Origin of the sequence: Sulfoacidibacillus thermotolerans (assembly GCF_003144315.1) — a bacterium.
Lineage (GTDB): Bacteria > Bacillota > Bacilli > Alicyclobacillales > SLC66 > Sulfoacidibacillus > Sulfoacidibacillus thermotolerans.
In genome coordinates this window covers 40,285-57,231 of sequence record NZ_MPDK01000006.1, presented here as the reverse complement: position 1 = coordinate 57,231, position 16,947 = coordinate 40,285, and the positions used below count along the sequence as shown (strand labels likewise).

Sequence of the window (16,947 nt, the reverse complement as noted above, 5' to 3'; positions counted from 1 at the left end):
ATGGCAGATCAACAGCTAAATGATTTACCGAAACATGCATTGGAGCGCCTTGCCGGATTGCGTGATGCAAATCATCCAGGTGGTGTTTTTACAAGTGACTTGACAGTCAATGAATTTTTGCTTGTGCGAGAAGCCGGCTTTGAGCCGATTGGGATGGTAGTGGGGAGTTCTATTTACCATATTGGGTTTCAACAAGCGAATTACCGCAATAATGAAGAGCTTCAGGTGCTCAGTCAGGCGATGTACCATGCGCGCGAGTTGGCGATGTCGCGTATGGAAGAAGAAGCACAGGCGCTTGGTGCGGATGGTGTTGTTGGAGTCAGGTTGGAAGTAGGGCGCTATGAGTGGGGGGAAGATCTCGCCGAATTCATCGCGATCGGAACAGCAGTCGCCGCACGCACAAAAGGGAATTATCGGATGGCAAATGGGAAGCCCTTTACAAGTGACTTGTCGGGACAGGATTTTTGGGCGCTATTGCGCGCGGGGTATCGTCCACTCTCGCTTGTGATGGGAAGTTGTGTATATCATGTAGCCCATCAAGGATTCCGTCAGTTCTTGCGAACAGTTGGGCAAAATTGTGAGATGACCAATTACACACAGGCGTTATACGATGCGCGAGAACTTGCAATGGAGCGGATGCAGATGGAAGCGCATAGTGCAAAGGCAGAAGGAATTGTAGGTGTTCATTTGCATGAGAAGAGTCACGGCTGGGGAAGTCATGTTATTGAATTTTTTGCTGTAGGAACTGCGGTTGTCCCCACGTCAAGTGATCACAGCATTCCCACGCCGCAAATTGTACTTTCATTAAATGATTGATGAAGTGATAGGGTAAGATGGGCATCTGGTTCTGACTACAGGACTTGGAGGCGTGTGGGATGGGATTATTTAAGCGGGTGGCAAAAATTGTGCAGGCAAGTGTGGAGGAGCGAAATCTGCAGCAGAGTGATCCACGTGACCAGTTGCAAGCAGTGTTTCAAGATATGCTCGTTCAAGTAGGGGAAGTCAAGCGATTGATCGGGGAGGTTGCCGCCTATCAAGTACGCTTAGAACATGAATTGAAGCGTTTAGAAGAGAGCATGGCCGATTATGAAACACAGGCGAAAGAGGCGCTTGAACAAGGAGATGAACCACGCGCGCGTGAACATTTGCGAAAGCGCCAGAGTGTAAAAAACAAATTTGCGGCAACCAGCCAACAAGAACAAATGATCAGGCGCAAACTTGAGCAATTGCGCGATGCTAAAAATGAGCTAAGTGAGCAGGTACAAGCGTTTCGCGAGGCGCGCGATGAAGCGCAGATGCGACTCGCTGCGGCAAATGGCGCACTTGCTATTCAAACGGCTCTGACACTTGCAAATGATGCAAAATCCCACGCGTTGGAACAGATTCAAGATGAAGCGCGAGTAGCGGAAGCGCGAATCGAAGTAACAGAATCGATCGATCAGGAATTTGATCGATTGTTGCGAGAGACACAAAGGAAACCGTAGAGATCTGACAAGCAGGCTGAATGGAGGCCTGCTGTTATTTTTTATAATGAAAAACTGGGTTAGCGTATAGATAAAAATATGATAGGATGTTTTGCATAACTATGCAGTTCCATGCAAGAGAGATAGGAGTGGAATCATGGCAGTAATTGTGCAAAAGTATGGTGGGACCTCTGTGGGTTCTCCAGAACGTATTGGCGCAGTCGCTGATCGCGTGGCGGCGACCGTGCGCAAAGGAGATCGCGTAGCAGTTGTTGTGTCAGCGATGGGGCATTCGACAGATGAGCTTGTGACGCTCGCAAATAAAGTCGCGCGTGTTCCGAATCGCCGCGAAATGGACGCTTTACTAGCCACGGGCGAACAAGTTTCCATTGCGCTTGTCGCGATGGCATTACAGGAGCGAGGGGTGCAAGCGCAATCGATGACAGGTTGGCAAGCAGGGATCTACACGGAACCTGTGCATGGCGCCGCGCGCATCGAGGCGATCGACACGACGCGTTTGTTGGCGCTGTTAGAAGCAGATATCGTTCCTGTTATTGCAGGGTTTCAAGGTATTCACGAGGGTGAGATTACGACGCTTGGGCGCGGAGGGTCTGATACGACGGCGGTGGCCGTTGCCGCTGCGTTGCAAGCACAACAGTGCGAGATTTATACAGATGTAGAAGGTGTCTATACGGCAGATCCGAGAATAGTACCCAAGGCACGAAAACTGTCTATGATTTCTTATGAAGAAATGTTAGAACTTGCAACACTTGGCTCGCAAGTACTTCATCCGCGTGCCGTCGAGACAGCGAAACAACATGGTGTACAACTGGTCGTACGATCGAGCTTTACTCAAACAGAGGGAACGGTGATTCGGGATATGGAAACAATGGAAGGAATGCGGATCGTTACAGGTGTAGCTACGGAAAAAGAAGTAGCTCGTATCGCAGTGCTCGGAATTCCGACGATGAAACAACATTTAAGCGAAATGTTTACTGCGCTCGCAAAAGAACAAGTGAATGTGGACGTGATCGTGCAGAGTGTCGTAAAGACGGGGGAAGTGGATGTTTCTTTTACAGTCTCCGAAGCCGATGTAGAACGCGCAATTCAAATCTGTGAACAGTTACAGCCGTTGTTAGGATATCGCGAAGTTTTACAGGAACTTGGATTGTCTAAAGTTTCAATTGTTGGTGCAGGCATGATCACAAATCCGGGTGTCGCCGCACAAATGTTTGCTGCACTAGAGGCTGCCCAAGCAGATGTGAAAATGGTGAGCACTTCAGAAATTAAGGTTTCTTGTATCATTCCAAAGAGTCATCTTCATGCAGCGGTCAATCAGGTACATCAGGCGTTTGAACTTTAGTAGTTGAAACATGAGGATTGCGATATGATAGGAGTGTAATCATTTCGAATATGGCCCCATGCATTGTAGCAGCTGATAACAGTCTGGGAGGTTGAAACGAGCATGGACCTGACAGAATTGAGTTCACTGATCTACGCAAAGAAACTTTCAAGTGTTGAAGTGACACAACGTTATTTAGAACGCATTGCGTCCTATGATCCGGTCTTAAATGCATATATTACAATATGTGCAGATGACGTGCTGGAAGCGGCAAAAACAGCGGATCAGCAATTGGCGTCTGGGCAAGCAAAAGGGGTTTTGCAGGGCATACCCATCGCGCTCAAAGATTTATTTTTCACACGGGAAGCCCCCACGACAGCCGGTTCAAAAGTATTGCAGGATTCCTTTCCACAAGAGGATGCCGTGGTGTGGAAGCGGTTAAAGGATGCAGGTGCTTTGCTGCTTGGGAAAACAAACTTACATGAGTTTGCTTATGGGACTACGACGGAGAATCCGCATTATGGGGCTGTTCATAATCCTTGGGATCTGATGCGCATTGCAGGAGGATCGAGTGGAGGCAGCGCGGCGGCGGTGGCTGCAGATTTAGCGCCAGCCGCCCTTGGTACAGATACTGGGGGATCAATTCGTATCCCAGCAGCTTGTTCGGGTGTTGTGGGGGTAAAACCAACTTATGGATTGGTCAGCAAACGCGGTGTGCTCCCGCTCGCTTATTCTCTTGATCACGTTGGTCCAATGACGCGGTCTATTCGCGATGCAGCGTTACTTTTACAATTGATCGCAGGGTACGATGTGGAGGATCCCTCGACCGTGCAACGGGAAAAAGAGCAATACGATCGTCTTTTGGGAACTTCTTTACGCGGATTGCGGATTGGTTACGACGAATCTTTTTTCTTTGCGCAGACTGACGAGCAAGTGAAACAACGTGTACGTGCAGTGCTAAAGTTATGCGAGGAAGCGGGAGCAATGCTCGAAATGGTTGATGTTCCGATGATTTATGAAGTGGCAACCTATCAGGCGATTGTTATCTCGTCAGAAGCGCTACTCGTTCATGAAAAGTGGTTGGCAGAGTCAGCCGTATTGTATGGGGAAGATGTGCGGCAGCGATTAGCGACTGGTCAACAATATACGGCTGTCGATTATGCGCGGGCAATGGAATTTCGCGATCGTTTTCGACGAGCAATGACACAGCTGTTCTTGCAGATCGATGTATTGATCACACCTACGATTCCTTTTACAGCCACGCCGATTGGTGATTATGAAGTGCTCGTAGGAGAGGAACCGCAAGCGATTCGTCCAAACTTGACGCGTTTTACTAATCCGTTTAATCTGTCAGGATTACCTGCCTTATCTCTACCGTGTGGGCATTCAGAACAAGGTTTGCCAATAGGCGTTCAACTTGTTGGTGCGCCATTTTCAGAAGCACGCTTATTTCAAGTCGGGTCTTACTTGGAGCAAGCATTTCCGTTGCACGTCCCACCGCTTTTTTCTTGACAGCTCAGCTTAAGGGAAACTCGGGCTCTTTGTAGGGAGGTTTTTTTTTTGAATGAGCCATTGTGGATGGCCTGGATGCAAAATGAGAGATTAGATCCGGATTTGCGCAATCAATTAGAGATTTTGATTGCATCGGAACGACAGGATGAATTGCTAGATAGCTTTGCAAAGAATTTGCAGTTTGGTACAGGCGGCATGCGCGAAAAAATGGGACCAGGCACAAATCGCATGAATAGATACACGGTGCGCAGGGCGTCTTATGGGGTCGCCCAGTGGATAAAAAAAACGCATCCAGAACAAAAGTGGAGTGCGGCGATTGGCTATGATGGTCGACGTAATTCAAAACACTTTGCAAAAGAGGCTGCTCGGGTATTTGCTGCATGCGGGGTTCACGCTCATATCTTTCAAACTGCACGTCCGACACCATTTCTTTCCTATGCGGTTCGTGAACTCGACTGTGGGGGTGGTGTCATGGTGACTGCAAGCCATAATCCCCCTGTGTATAATGGATATAAAGTTTACAACAGCAAGGGTGGGCAGATATTAGAGGCGGATGCGCAGCAAATTGTCGCTGAGATGGAGCATATCTCAGACTTGTTTGCGATCCCTGTTATGACTTTGCAAGAAGTCGAGGAATCTCCTTTTATTCACGACATCTCGCCAGAGCTTGAAGCCCGTTATTATCTCGAATTATCGCCTCTTTTTGAGGTTGAACCCAAAGAGAGTAAAGCAGCGCTTAAAATTGTTTATACTCCCTTACACGGTACGGGTGCGGAGCCTGTTGCGACAGCGTTAGCCCTCGCTGGATTCTCGCAAGTCATTCCTGTGCAGTCGCAGATGTCCTTAGATGCAGCGTTTACTCATGTGCAAAGTCCAAACCCAGAAGAGCAAGTCGCGTTTACGGAAGCCCTTACAGTAGCGCAAGCGGTGGACGCGGACATCATTCTCGCGACAGATCCAGATTGTGATCGAGTAGGAATGATGGTGCGTGGGGATGAGGGATCTTATACTTTGCTAACTGGGAATGAAGTTGGAGCATTGTTGTTGCATGACTTGTTTTCTGTTCACCCTGCACAGGTGGATCAAGGGATAAAACAAACTGCCATTACGACAATTGTTACTTCTACCTTTGGGGAAGTGGTGGCTGCCTCTTATGGCGTGGCGACTGAGCGGGTTTTAACAGGGTTTAAATATATTGGTGATAAAATTTCGCAGTATGAGAAGACAAACGAGCACACCTTTGTCTTTGGGTATGAAGAGAGTGTCGGGTATCTCTTATTGCCGTTTGTTCGTGATAAAGACGGGGTGCAGGGTGCTGTCGCGATTGCGAATATGGCTGCTGCGTGCAAACGTATAGAAGGCAGTGTGCTTTTGCGACTGAAGAATCTGTACCAGCAATTTGGGTTCTTTAAAGACCATCTTGCTGGGTATCAGTTTTCGGGACTTGATGGACAAATGCGCATGCAGGCTTTGATGAGTGAGTTTCGGGAGCAGGGGTTGCAAGTAGAGGGATTTCAATTAGAATTTCTGGAAGACTACCTTTCCCTGGTCTGTACAGAAGTAGCGACAAAACAAGCGACTTCATTGGATTTGCCTACGTCAGATGTTGTTAAGTTTCGATTTGTCTCGGGAGATTGGGTGGCCATACGACCGTCTGGTACGGAGCCGAAGCTAAAAGTGTACATCGGTGTTCGTGCAGAGTCTGAAAAAGAGGCAGAGGATAAGCGCCAACGCTTGTTATATGCAGTAGAAGAACGCGTAAGTCGATATTTACAATGAAATCTGTGCACACGCCCGTATGCGCACACATGTATGTGGTGTATAATGTGTGTTAGACGGAACAGGGAGACCGATTCTCTTCTTTAAAAAAGCTCGCTGCTGCGTAAATTTTCGCATAGGGGTGTTGCACAAATGGAATTTACGACTTATGAAATTGCGTATCGCCTAAATGTTTCAGAAGAGTCCGTGCGTCGGTGGATTCGCACCGGGCAACTTAAAGCAGACGATTCGAGTGGAAAATACCTGGTTAAGGAAGAAGATCTACAGGCGTTTTTAAGCCGCCGTGGCTCACGAACTGGCAAAGCGGTTAGTTGGCTTGCGAGCATCGGGGGAGCGGGTGTGCGTGCGGCAGCGCCGGGAGTTGCGTATGCAGCGTCCAATCTAGCGACGACAGCTGCACTTTCCGGATTGAAACTGTATAAAGTGTTATCTGGGATTGAAACGGTTGGTGCGGATGAATTGTCTGTCATGATCGATGAGATTGATAAGAGCATTAGCAGCTTACAAGAAAATCTACAGATTATTCTAGAGCAAAAAGAGAAGATCGAATCTGGGATCAGTGAATTAAAAGAGATTCGCGAAAAATTGCTTCGCCCATAGACGGAGGGGATTCGTTTGAGATTTCGCTCGATCTCCTTGTCGATGAATCAAGAAGACTTGCAAGATGCGCTAAATGAGCAGTTGGAGGACGGTTATGCGTTGGCGCACGTGCATGTCTTCACACACAGCATCTATGCGACCTTACAAACGAGTTGGCTCGATTTTGATGTTACCCTGCAAAAAGTGGATTTGTCGGAGTGGCTTGCACGAAACCAAGAGGCTCTCGCTGATGCGCTTGTGCGCATGGGCGGGAGCGTGGTTGCCTTTGATGTGGCCGTATCAAAATGGGTCCGTGTACCGCGTCCTTTGCTGACTCGTGCACTGCAGCATGTTACAGCTCCGTTTGGGTCTGCGGTTCAGGTAGTAGGGACGGTCGTCTTGATTGATCTCGTGCAAGTTTTGCAGCCGCTTTTTGCGCTGTCTGTTGCCACCTTGACGCTAGAAGATGGTTGTGTAACGTTAATTGGCGAAGATGTCCGCGTGCCGCTTCACTAAGCAAAATGGGAGCATTTCAATGCTTGTAGTGCGGTGAAGGGGGACGGATCGTGCATCAAATGGTGCTTGTGTTCCTTGCGCTGATCTTCGGCGGTTTTATCGCTGGATTGTTTGATTCAGTGGTGGGGGGTGGGGGTGTCATTACTTTACCTACCTTGCTGTGGACAGGGATGCCGCCGTACTTTGCGCTTGGGACAAATAAATTGGCTGGGACGTTTGCCTCATCTACGAGCTCATTTACGTATTTGCGCTCGCAGAATCTGTACTTTCCGTTATTGCGTTGGATGATTCCATTTACTTTTATTGGAGCTCTTATCGGTGCAAACACGGTGTTACAAGTCAATGAGACCTATCTAAAATTGATCATTTTTATAGCTATTGTTTTGATCACGACAATTACACTTTGGAAAAGGCATTTAGGTGCTTCGAATACATTTCGCGGATTGACTGGAAAAAGAATTGTTCTTGCAATTGTCGTAGCCTTTGGGCTGGGTTTTTATGACGGATTTGTCGGGCCAGGAACGGGTTCGTTTTTGCTGTTTGCGTTTCTTTCGCTCTTTCGCTTTGATTTTCTATCAGCAGCAGGTAATGGGCGTGTCCTTAATTTTACAAGTAATGTGGCGGCACTCTTGCTGTTTGCTACGCGAGGCAAAGTCATGTACATGTTTGGGCTGCCCATGGGTTTCGCGATGATGTTGGGTGCACGGGTTGGTTCCCGCATGGCGATCAAACGAGGAGCGCGCTTGATCCGACCTCTGTTTATTGCGGCGGCAGTGGTTTTATCGATCAAGATGGCAGTCTCTATATTTTAGATAAATCTTCGAGAACAAAGGGATTTTCGCAAGAAGGGGAGAGCTATGGGAACGGGGAAACAATCACTACGTGATTTTATAAAAGACCATCTCGTGATTGGCGATGGAGCCATGGCCACTCAACTCTATCGCTTGGGTGTTCCTGTAGGTGTGTGCTATGAGGAACTCAGTGTGCTAAAACCTGAAGTGGTTGCAACGGTTCACCGTTCCTATGTTGAAGCAGGGGCGCAGTTGATTGAGACCAATACGTTTGGCGCCCATCGAGCAGGTCTTGAGCGCTATGGCTTGGAAGGACAACTCAAAGAGATTAACCGCGCTGCTGTCCGTTTAGCGCGTGCTGCAGCAAAAGACGACGCCTTTGTTGTGGGTACGATCGGATCGGTTACGGGCGCGAGGCGAACACTAGCTCCGCCAATTGATTTGCAACGAGCATATGCAGAACAAGCGAGTGCACTGTTAGAAGAAGACCCTGATGCGATTTTGCTAGAGACTTTTTTAGATTTTCGCGAGTTGCAAACAGCATTGCGCGTGGTTCGCAATTTGACAGATAAGCCCATCATGGCGCAGCTTGCTTTACTCGATTTGCACGTCACGCGCGATGGAGTGGCGGTGGAAGAAGCGTTTCGCAGGTTATATGCACAAGGGGCAGATGTAATTGGTTTGAATTGCCGTTTTGGACCGGCCGATATGCAGCGTGTTTTACAAGCGATTACGGTGCCAGAACACGCGGCACTCTCTGTATACCCTAATGCAGGGTTGCTCAGTATGACAGATGGAGAATATGCCTATCCTTCAGAACCGGAATATTTTGCAGCAGCAGCGGTACAGTTTCGCGCTCTTGGGGTGCGCATCATTGGGGGGTGCTGTGGTACTACACCGGATCATGTGCGGGCTATGGCGCAGGCTGTCGGGCAATTGTCCCCGCTTGCTCCTGCTGCAAAGAAGGTCTTGACTGAAAAGCGAATTCAGCAAGTTGAGCCCATAGTCACAGCAGAAGTAACGCGTTCACAGCCAGTGCAAACCATTTTTCGTAACGATGGCGCCCATGTCGGGATAGAACCCGTTTCAGAAAAGGTGCGCAGGGAGTATACAGTTATTGTAGAACTTGATCCGCCTAAAGACCTTTTTGCTGAAAAATTTTTAGTGGGGGCGCAAGCATTGCGGGATGCTGGTGCAGATGCAGTGACACTGGCAGACAATTCCCTTGCCATGACGCGCATGAGCAATATGGCGCTCGGGGCGCTTATGAAACAACGTGGGGTTGAACCATTGTTGCATATTTCTTGTCGTGATCGCAATTTGATTGGTCAGCAGTCGCACTTAATGGGATTGCATGCGCTTGGGATTTCGCAGATCCTCGTCGTGACAGGAGATCCTTCTCGGTTTGGCGATTTGCCGGGTGCAACGTCAGTCTTTGATGTTTCGTCATTTGATATGATTCGTATGGTGAAACAATTAAATCAGGGAATTGCGTTTTCGGGGAAAACACTCGAAGAAACTGCCACGTTTGTTGTGGGAGCCGCATTTAATCCACATGTACGGCACTTTGATAAAGCGATCAAACGGCTTGAACGCAAGGTGGAGGCGGGAGCCGATTTTATTATGACACAGCCGATTTTTGATCCTGACTTTTTTGCGGTGTTATACGATGCGACAAAGCATCTTGCGGTGCCAATCTTTGTAGGTGTCATGCCACTTTTAAGCCAACGCAATGCGGAGTTCCTGCACAATGAAGTCCCAGGAATCTCGTTGTCGCAAGAAGCAAGGCGGCGCATGTCTTTATTTCAGGGTGCGAGGGCGCGCGAAGAAGGTGTCGCAATTGCGCGCGAACTCATTGATGCAGCTATGGAACACTTTCATGGCATTTATCTCATTACTCCGTTGTTGCGCTATGAAATGACAGCAGATTTAACGCGTTATGTAAAAGAAAAAGCAAAAATGATGCACAATGATCACTAGTGAATCCCTGTACCACTGCGTCATAGAGGTACAAAGACAGAAGGTGCCTTTTTATGAAAAGGGCACTTTTTTTCTGTCTGTTGTATAATAGACACAGCGACCTGAGGGCGAGGAACAGTATGTCGACAAAACACGATCAAATATTGAAACACATTGAAGATTTGCCGATCGGCCACAAGATTTCGGTGCGGCAGATTGCTAAACAACTACAAGTAAGTGAAGGAACAGCCTACCGCGCGATTAAAGAAGCGGAAGGTCAAGGACTCGTTACAACGATTGAACGAGTGGGCACGGTGCGCATTGAAAAGAAGCAGCGGCGCGATATTGATCGCCTGACGTTTGCTGAAGTCGTGAACATCATTGATGGCTCTGTCCTTGGCGGACGAAGTGGATTGCACAAGACATTGCAAAAGTTCGTGATTGCGGCAATGGAAATTCAAGACATGGTCAAATACGTAGATCCTGGGTTACTGGTGATCGTGGGCAACCGTGAAGCGGTGCATATGGCTGCTTTAGAGCATGGGGCTGCCGTGCTGATTACGGGAGGATTTACGACGAATGCCGCGGTGATTCACCTCGCGGATCGTTTAGATTTACCGATTATTTCCTCAGCGTATGATACATTTTCTGTAGCATCTTTAATCAATCGGGCGATCTATGACCGGTTGATTAAAAAAGAAGTGTTACTGGTCGAAGATTTGCTCAGTCAGGAGCCGCCAGCTATTTTAACTGCAGATCGAACGATTGGTGACTATCGAGAGCTCGTTAAGCAGACAGGGCATTCCCGTTTCCCAGTATTGCAAGAAGACGGGAAACTTGTTGGGGTCATTGCGGCACGGGACGGGTATGGGCAAGATTCAGATACGGTAATTGAAAAAGTGATGACGAAACAACCCATCTCAGTGACGCCAAAAACATCAGTTGCTGCAGCCGCGCACATGATGGTCTGGGAGGGTCTCGAACTGCTCCCGGTCATTGAGTATAAGCGACTTGTGGGTGTCATTAGTCGTCAAGATGTGATCAAGGCACTTCAGTACAATCAAAAGCAGCCGCAAATTGGCGATACGATCGAAGACATCGTGCTTGGACGCTTCGTGGCTAATGTAGAGGATAAGGCAGTTTTGCTCTCTGGTGAAGTGACTCCGCAAATGTCCACGCCACACGGCTCATTGTCAATTGGCGCCTTTACAACCATTATTGGCGAAGCTGCGATGCAAGCTTTACGCAAAATCAAAGATGCGAATATGCTCATTGAGAATAGTACGCTCTATTTTCTTAAACCGGTGCAAATTGATCAGAGAATTGATGCGCGCGCGCGCGTCATTGATTCGGGGCGCAAAATGGGCAAGGTGGACGTGGAATTATATCGGGGCAATGAACTGGTAGGGAAAGCGCTTGTCACAATTCAGGTATTGGAGCGCTAAAGATGGGAGTGGCAAGGTTGGACGTGCCTGTGACAACATCTTCGGTGCTCGTTGTGGAAGATGAAAGGCGCATTGCGCGGTTGATTGAGTTAGAACTTGTGCATGAGGGCTTTCATGTAGAGATTGCATCTGATGGTGTGCAAGGGCTACGCCTCGCATTAGAAAAAGATTTCGGCGTAATTTTACTTGATGTGATGCTTCCTGGGATGAGCGGTCTTGAGGTTTGTAGAATGTTGCGCAAGCATAAGCAAACCCCGATTATCATTCTCACAGCTAGAGATAGTACAGATGATAAGGTTGCAGGACTTGATGCAGGGGCAGATGATTACGTTACGAAGCCTTTTGTGACGGAGGAGTTGCTGGCTCGTGTGCGCGCAGCCTTACGCCGCGGTACTGCTCGGGAGGAGTTAGCAGCGGCGGACCTGAAACTCTATCCAGAGGAACGACGGGCGATTCGCGCGGGGAAAACCCTCGAACTTACGACGCGCGAATTTGATCTATTGCAATTTTTATTGCGCAATGTCGATAAAGTGCTATCCCGCGATGTCATTTTGCGGCGCGTTTGGGGATATGATTTTGAAGGAGAGACCAACGTGGTCGACGTTTATATTCGATATTTGCGAATGAAAGTCGATGAGCCTTTTGCCGTCCCTCTCATTCATACGATACGAGGCGTTGGATATGTGTTGCGAAGGCCATGAAACTGACGATTACCGCTCGGTTCGTGGCCTTATCTACGCTTGTCGTCGCGATTATCTTCTTTCTATTTAACGCATTTGTTTACCTTGAATTTATGAATGTCACGATCGAAAATGAAAAGCAAATCGTGGTGGCGCGGTTGTCTGATTTGGTGCGGCGTCTAGACGAAGGTACGGTTGAAGAGGCGATCATGCGCGTCAAACAGATTGTCCCGGATCCGCGGCAGATGGTTCGGGTACTGGGCCCGCATGGACAAGTGATGACTGCGTCGTCTACGTATTTCCGAGCACAGTGGATTCCTACGCAATTTGATGCGAGTCAGACGTTGGGGCCTGGGGTGACGCTTTATGATTACGAAAACCATCGCATCTTGGTGGCGAGCGTTTATTTGCATCTGAAAAATGGCGATGTGACGTTGCAATGGTTGGAGAATGTGGCTTCGCTTGATCACAGCATCGCGTTTGTCTTTTATCTGTTATTGACAGGGTCCATTGGTGGACTGGCCTTAGCTGCTGTAAGTAGCTATTTTTTGGCGCGTTACTCCTTGTTGCCGATTCGCGAGATGATCGCCACAGCGCGTGCAATTACACCCGGGGATTTAAGCAGTCGCATCGAAGTACCGCGTCGCAAAGACGAACTCACAGAACTTGCCGATACGTACAATGCGATGTTGGATCGCATTTTTTTAGGCTTCTTGCGTGAGCGTCAATTTGTCGCGGATGCCTCTCATGAATTGCGCACCCCTTTGTCTGTACTCGAGGGGTATGTGCAGTTGTTGCGTCGCTGGGGCTGGGAGGATGAGGAAATACGTCAAGAAGCTGTGACTGCGATTGAGGAAGAAGTGAGTCATCTACGCAACATGACCAATCAATTACTTACACTAGCGGCGATTGATCAAGAATCACTTGCTGATAGTGGAGTGATTGCTGTGGCGAATGTTGCAAAACGCGTTGTGCGTAAATGGCAACGGATTCATTCAAGCCATCGTTGGGAGTTTGAGAATGCGATGCCAGAAGAGACGTTGGTGCAGATGAATGAAGTCCGTTTAGAACAGGTTCTTCGTGCACTGCTCGATAATGCTTGTAAGTATACGCCAGACGAAAAAGGCATTGCTGTGGCCGTTTGGCGGATGGAGGATCAGGTGTATGTGCGGATACGAGATGAAGGAGAAGGAATCTTGCCAGAGGATTTACCTCATGTCACAGAGCGGTTTTATCGTGCAGACAAAGCGCGCAGTCGACAAGAGGGAAGTGTGGGACTTGGCCTTGCGATCTGTCGGGAAATTGTAGAACATTATCGCGGACGGTTTACAGTGCGTAGTGTCACACAGGGACAAGGCACAGAAGTAGAAATGATGTTCCCTGCCTATGTTTTGAAGAAGGAGTGAACATGGTGGACGAGATCGTACATCTGCGCGTTTGCTCTGAGTACAGCTTACTATACAGTTCTGCCCGCATCACAGAAGTTGTACAGCGAGTCAAGCAGCATGGGATGTCGGCGCTTGGTGTGGCAGACCGGCGGGGTATGTATGGAGCGCTTACCTGTTACCAAGCAATTCATGAGGCGGGTCTGCTGCCGATCATTGGACAAACCATTCAAGTAGGAAAGGAACGCCTCGTGCGAGCAGAGCAGTCGCTTTTTGAACTCGTGTTGATCGCGACTTCTATGGAAGGGTATCGTTCACTCACGAAATTGTCTTCCTTAGCCACACTACAGGAAGAAGATGGGTTGCAATATAACACATGGGATGAACTCGCTGCGCATAGTACTGGACTTTTGTGTCTAACTGGCGGGATAAAAGGTCCATTACAGGAGGCCGTACAGCGACAAGATATAACACGTGGGCAAAAAATACTTCAGGGACTTATGCGGATCTTTGGCACAGAACGTGTTTATGTTGAATTACAAGGTCAGGGATTATTAGAGGAAGTAAAGGAACATCGTTTTCTTGCTGAGCTGGCAAAGACTGCACAACTTCCTCTTGTAGCAACAAGTGAAGTTCGGTATGTACAAAAAACGGACTTACAAGTGCTCGATGTGCTGACAGGGATTCGTGAAGGGATAAGCAGCGAGGCGGCGATGCGACTGCGTGCAAAAGGAGCGACGTATGATCTGCGTTCGCCGGCAGAAATGCGCGAACTCTTCGCTGAATTTCCGGATGCTTTGCGTGCCACGGTCGATATTGCCAGGCAGGCACAGTTTGAACTTCCGCTTCAACAATGGTCCATGCCGCGCTTCCCTTTGCCTGAGGGGCGATCAGAGGAAGAAGAACTAGCTTTTCAGGCAAAACAAGGGTTAATCGCGCGCCAACTGGCAGATCAACCAGTCTATCAAGAACGTCTAGAAAATGAGTTGCGCGTGATTACGCGGATGGGGTTTTCGGGCTACTTTTTAATTGTTTGGGATTTTATGAAATTTGCACATGAGCAAGGGATCTCTACAGGCCCTGGCCGAGGGTCAGCAGCGGGTAGTCTTGTTTCTTTTGTTCTGCAGATTACAGATGTTGATCCGATTGCAAATCACCTTTTATTTGAACGGTTTTTAAATCCAGAACGCGTGTCATGGCCTGATATTGATATCGATTTTGAGGCTGAGCGCCGACACGAAGTAATCGCCTATGTCGCACAGAAGTACGGCAAAGAGTGTGTGGGGCACATTGGAACACTCGGGACATTCGCTGCGCGAGCAGCGGTTCGTGATGTTGGGAGAGTACTTGGTACTGCGCAAGTGGAGATTGATCGACTGGCGCGCGCGATTCCAGCGACTCCTGGCATAACGTTACAAGCTGCGATAGCCGCAGAGCCAGAACTAAAGAGGTTATTGACGAAATTCCCGCATTTGCAACGTGTCGTAGATCTCGCTTTGCGTATAGAGGGATTGCCGCGTCATGCTTCTTTGCATGCGGCAGGGATTGTCATTAGCAAAGAACCCTTAGCAAAGCTCGTTCCACTGATGCGAGGTAGTGAAGAAGTAGTTGCAACACAGTATGGGATGGATGACATTGCAGCGATTGGTCTGCTTAAAATGGATTTTCTGGGTCTGCGGACACTGACGATTTGTGATCGTGCACGAGAATATATCCAAGCGATTCGTCAAATTGAGGTGCGATTTGACAAGTTGCCGATGGATCAGAACACAATCGCATTGCTCGCAGCGGGAGATACGGATGGCTGTTTTCAACTAGAATCTGCTGGGGTCAAACAGGTTTTGCGAGAGTTAGCCCCTACGACATTGGAAGATCTGATTGCGGTTATCTCGCTGTATCGACCTGGTCCAATGGAACAGATTGGAACGTTCATCAAAGTGCGCAGAGGGGAACTTCCTGTCGTCTATGAAGTCCCTGAATTAGAGCCGATTTTGCGATCAACATATGGGATTCTCGTTTATCAAGAGCAAATCATGCAGATTGCAGCGACACTTGCTGGATTTTCTTTAGGGGAAGCAGATGTCCTACGGAGAGCCGTGAGCAAGAAACAGCGCGATGTACTGGATCAGGCGCGAGCGTCATTTGTCGCAGGTTGTTTGGCAAATGGTTATTCTGAGTCATTAGGTAATCAGGTCTATGATCTGATCGTCCGTTTCGCAGATTATGGCTTTAATCGTTCACATGCGGCTGCTTATACTATGCTCGCACATCGAACGGCTTATTTAAAGGCAAATTACCGACCGGAATACATGGCTGCCTTAATGACTGACGCTGTGTCGCGCCCTGACAAGTTGGAGCAATATGCGCGGGCGTGCGCACGGGCGGGAATTGCTGTCTTAGGTCCCGATCTCAATCGCAGTCAAGCAGCCTGTGTACCAGAGCGAAGAGCTAATGGGGAAGTGGCGATTCGATTAGGTCTCGCTGCGGTTAAACATGTTGGGGTGGCGGCTGTTGAGCAAATCGTACATGCGCGGGAACAAGGTGGGGCATTTTCTTCCTTGCAGGATCTTTATGAACGTGTCGATGCGCGCGCGTTGACGCGCAGGGTGATTGAAAGTTTGATTCAGAGCGGAGCTTTCGATTCATTTGGAATCTCCCGTCGGAAATTGCTACTTGAACTCGACCGATTGGTAGGTTCTGTCAAAGCAAAGATGCAAGGTGGACAGTTGACGATGCGCACGCTATTTGATGAACCAACCCAGTCTTCAGTAGAAATGATACAAGGGGAAGCATTGCCAGATGATCCGAAACAGTGTGCGCTGTGGGAGCAAGAATTGATTGGATTTATCGTTTCCTATGATCCTTTTCAAGCGGTTCGCGAGGCACAGCAGCGCCTGCATCTGCCGTCGATCCAACAAATTATAGAGGAAAAAGGCGTTCGCACAGAAGTTCAGATGATAGGAAAAGTTGCAGTGATGCGTCAAGTTGCAACAAAAAAAGGGGATCCGATGGGCTTTCTTACACTAGAGGATCACACAGCCCGGGTTGAACTTGTCATATTTCCTGTATTATTTCAGGATTGGATGCGGTTTCAACAAGGCGAGGATCTTTTGCAAGTGGCAGCTAGACGTGATCCGAATCGGGAGAATGTGTTTATTGCAGTTAAATTTCAGGAAATCCCACCTTCTTCAGTTGCTGCTAGAAAACCGCAGTTATTTATCCGAATCAGTGCCGATTTAGAACGCGATCGGCAACGTCTGATTGCTTTGCGTCAGACGTTGCTCAAGCACCCGGGAAACGTGCCAGTTACACTGATCTATGCATCTGGAAAGCAGCGAACGCTAGATGTGGTAAAAGTAGCTTTAACTGCTGAATTACTTGACGCAGTAACGACGTTCGTAGGTCGCGAGGGGATAAGCGTTTATGGCGCATCGGGTGAAGCGTAACAGTGTCTGCAATTTGTATCTACGGGTCTAAATCTCTCGTGATATAATGA

13 protein-coding genes are annotated in these 16,947 nt (G+C 48.5%); all 13 read left to right on the top strand.

What is annotated here, in order from left to right:
- Nucleotides 1-816, top strand: coding sequence for a heavy metal-binding domain-containing protein (locus BM613_RS05235; protein ID WP_109430112.1), 816 nt, complete (start codon nucleotides 1-3; stop codon nucleotides 814-816).
- Nucleotides 817-875: 59 nt separating this feature from the next.
- Nucleotides 876-1,484 (top strand): PspA/IM30 family protein, encoded by a 609-nt coding sequence (locus BM613_RS05230; RefSeq protein WP_109430111.1) that lies wholly within the window; start codon nucleotides 876-878, stop codon nucleotides 1,482-1,484.
- Nucleotides 1,485-1,620: 136 nt separating this feature from the next.
- Nucleotides 1,621-2,826, top strand: a complete 1,206-nt coding sequence (locus tag BM613_RS05225; protein WP_109430110.1) for an aspartate kinase — start codon at nucleotides 1,621-1,623, stop codon at nucleotides 2,824-2,826.
- Nucleotides 2,827-2,928: 102 nt separating this feature from the next.
- The gene (locus BM613_RS05220; RefSeq protein WP_109430109.1) at nucleotides 2,929-4,317 is read left to right on the top strand and encodes an amidase; all 1,389 of its coding nucleotides are present in this window, start codon (nucleotides 2,929-2,931) and stop codon (nucleotides 4,315-4,317) included.
- Between the two features lie 48 nt (nucleotides 4,318-4,365).
- Nucleotides 4,366-6,096, top strand: coding sequence for a phospho-sugar mutase (locus BM613_RS05215; RefSeq protein WP_109430108.1), 1,731 nt, complete (start codon nucleotides 4,366-4,368; stop codon nucleotides 6,094-6,096).
- A gap of 132 nt (nucleotides 6,097-6,228) precedes the next feature.
- Complete coding sequence (locus tag BM613_RS05210) at nucleotides 6,229-6,696, top strand: helix-turn-helix domain-containing protein (protein ID WP_109430107.1); 468 nt, start codon at nucleotides 6,229-6,231, stop codon at nucleotides 6,694-6,696.
- A 42-nt stretch (nucleotides 6,697-6,738) separates the two neighbouring features.
- Entirely contained in the window at nucleotides 6,739-7,191 is a 453-nt protein-coding gene (locus tag BM613_RS05205; RefSeq protein ID WP_181362904.1) for a hypothetical protein, read from the top strand.
- Between the two features lie 59 nt (nucleotides 7,192-7,250).
- Complete coding sequence (locus BM613_RS05200) at nucleotides 7,251-8,003, top strand: TSUP family transporter (protein WP_109430187.1); 753 nt, start codon at nucleotides 7,251-7,253, stop codon at nucleotides 8,001-8,003.
- Between the two features lie 45 nt (nucleotides 8,004-8,048).
- Nucleotides 8,049-9,962: a bifunctional homocysteine S-methyltransferase/methylenetetrahydrofolate reductase gene (locus BM613_RS05195; protein ID WP_109430105.1), complete on the top strand. Its 1,914-nt coding sequence runs from the start codon at nucleotides 8,049-8,051 to the stop codon at nucleotides 9,960-9,962.
- A gap of 119 nt (nucleotides 9,963-10,081) precedes the next feature.
- Entirely contained in the window at nucleotides 10,082-11,386 is a 1,305-nt protein-coding gene (locus BM613_RS05190; protein ID WP_109430104.1) for a DRTGG domain-containing protein, read from the top strand.
- Nucleotides 11,387-11,388: 2 nt separating this feature from the next.
- Nucleotides 11,389-12,087, top strand: coding sequence for a response regulator transcription factor (locus tag BM613_RS05185; RefSeq protein WP_109430103.1), 699 nt, complete (start codon nucleotides 11,389-11,391; stop codon nucleotides 12,085-12,087).
- On the top strand, nucleotides 12,084-13,472 hold the full coding sequence (locus BM613_RS05180; RefSeq protein ID WP_109430102.1) for a sensor histidine kinase: 1,389 nt from the start codon (nucleotides 12,084-12,086) through the stop codon (nucleotides 13,470-13,472). Before BM613_RS05185 ends, BM613_RS05180 begins: the two co-directional genes overlap by 4 nt.
- Before the next feature lie 5 nt (nucleotides 13,473-13,477).
- A complete protein-coding gene (gene dnaE, locus BM613_RS05175; RefSeq protein WP_181362903.1) occupies nucleotides 13,478-16,897 on the top strand; it encodes a DNA polymerase III subunit alpha in 3,420 nt (1,139 codons plus the stop codon).
- Nucleotides 16,898-16,947 lie beyond the last annotated feature (50 nt).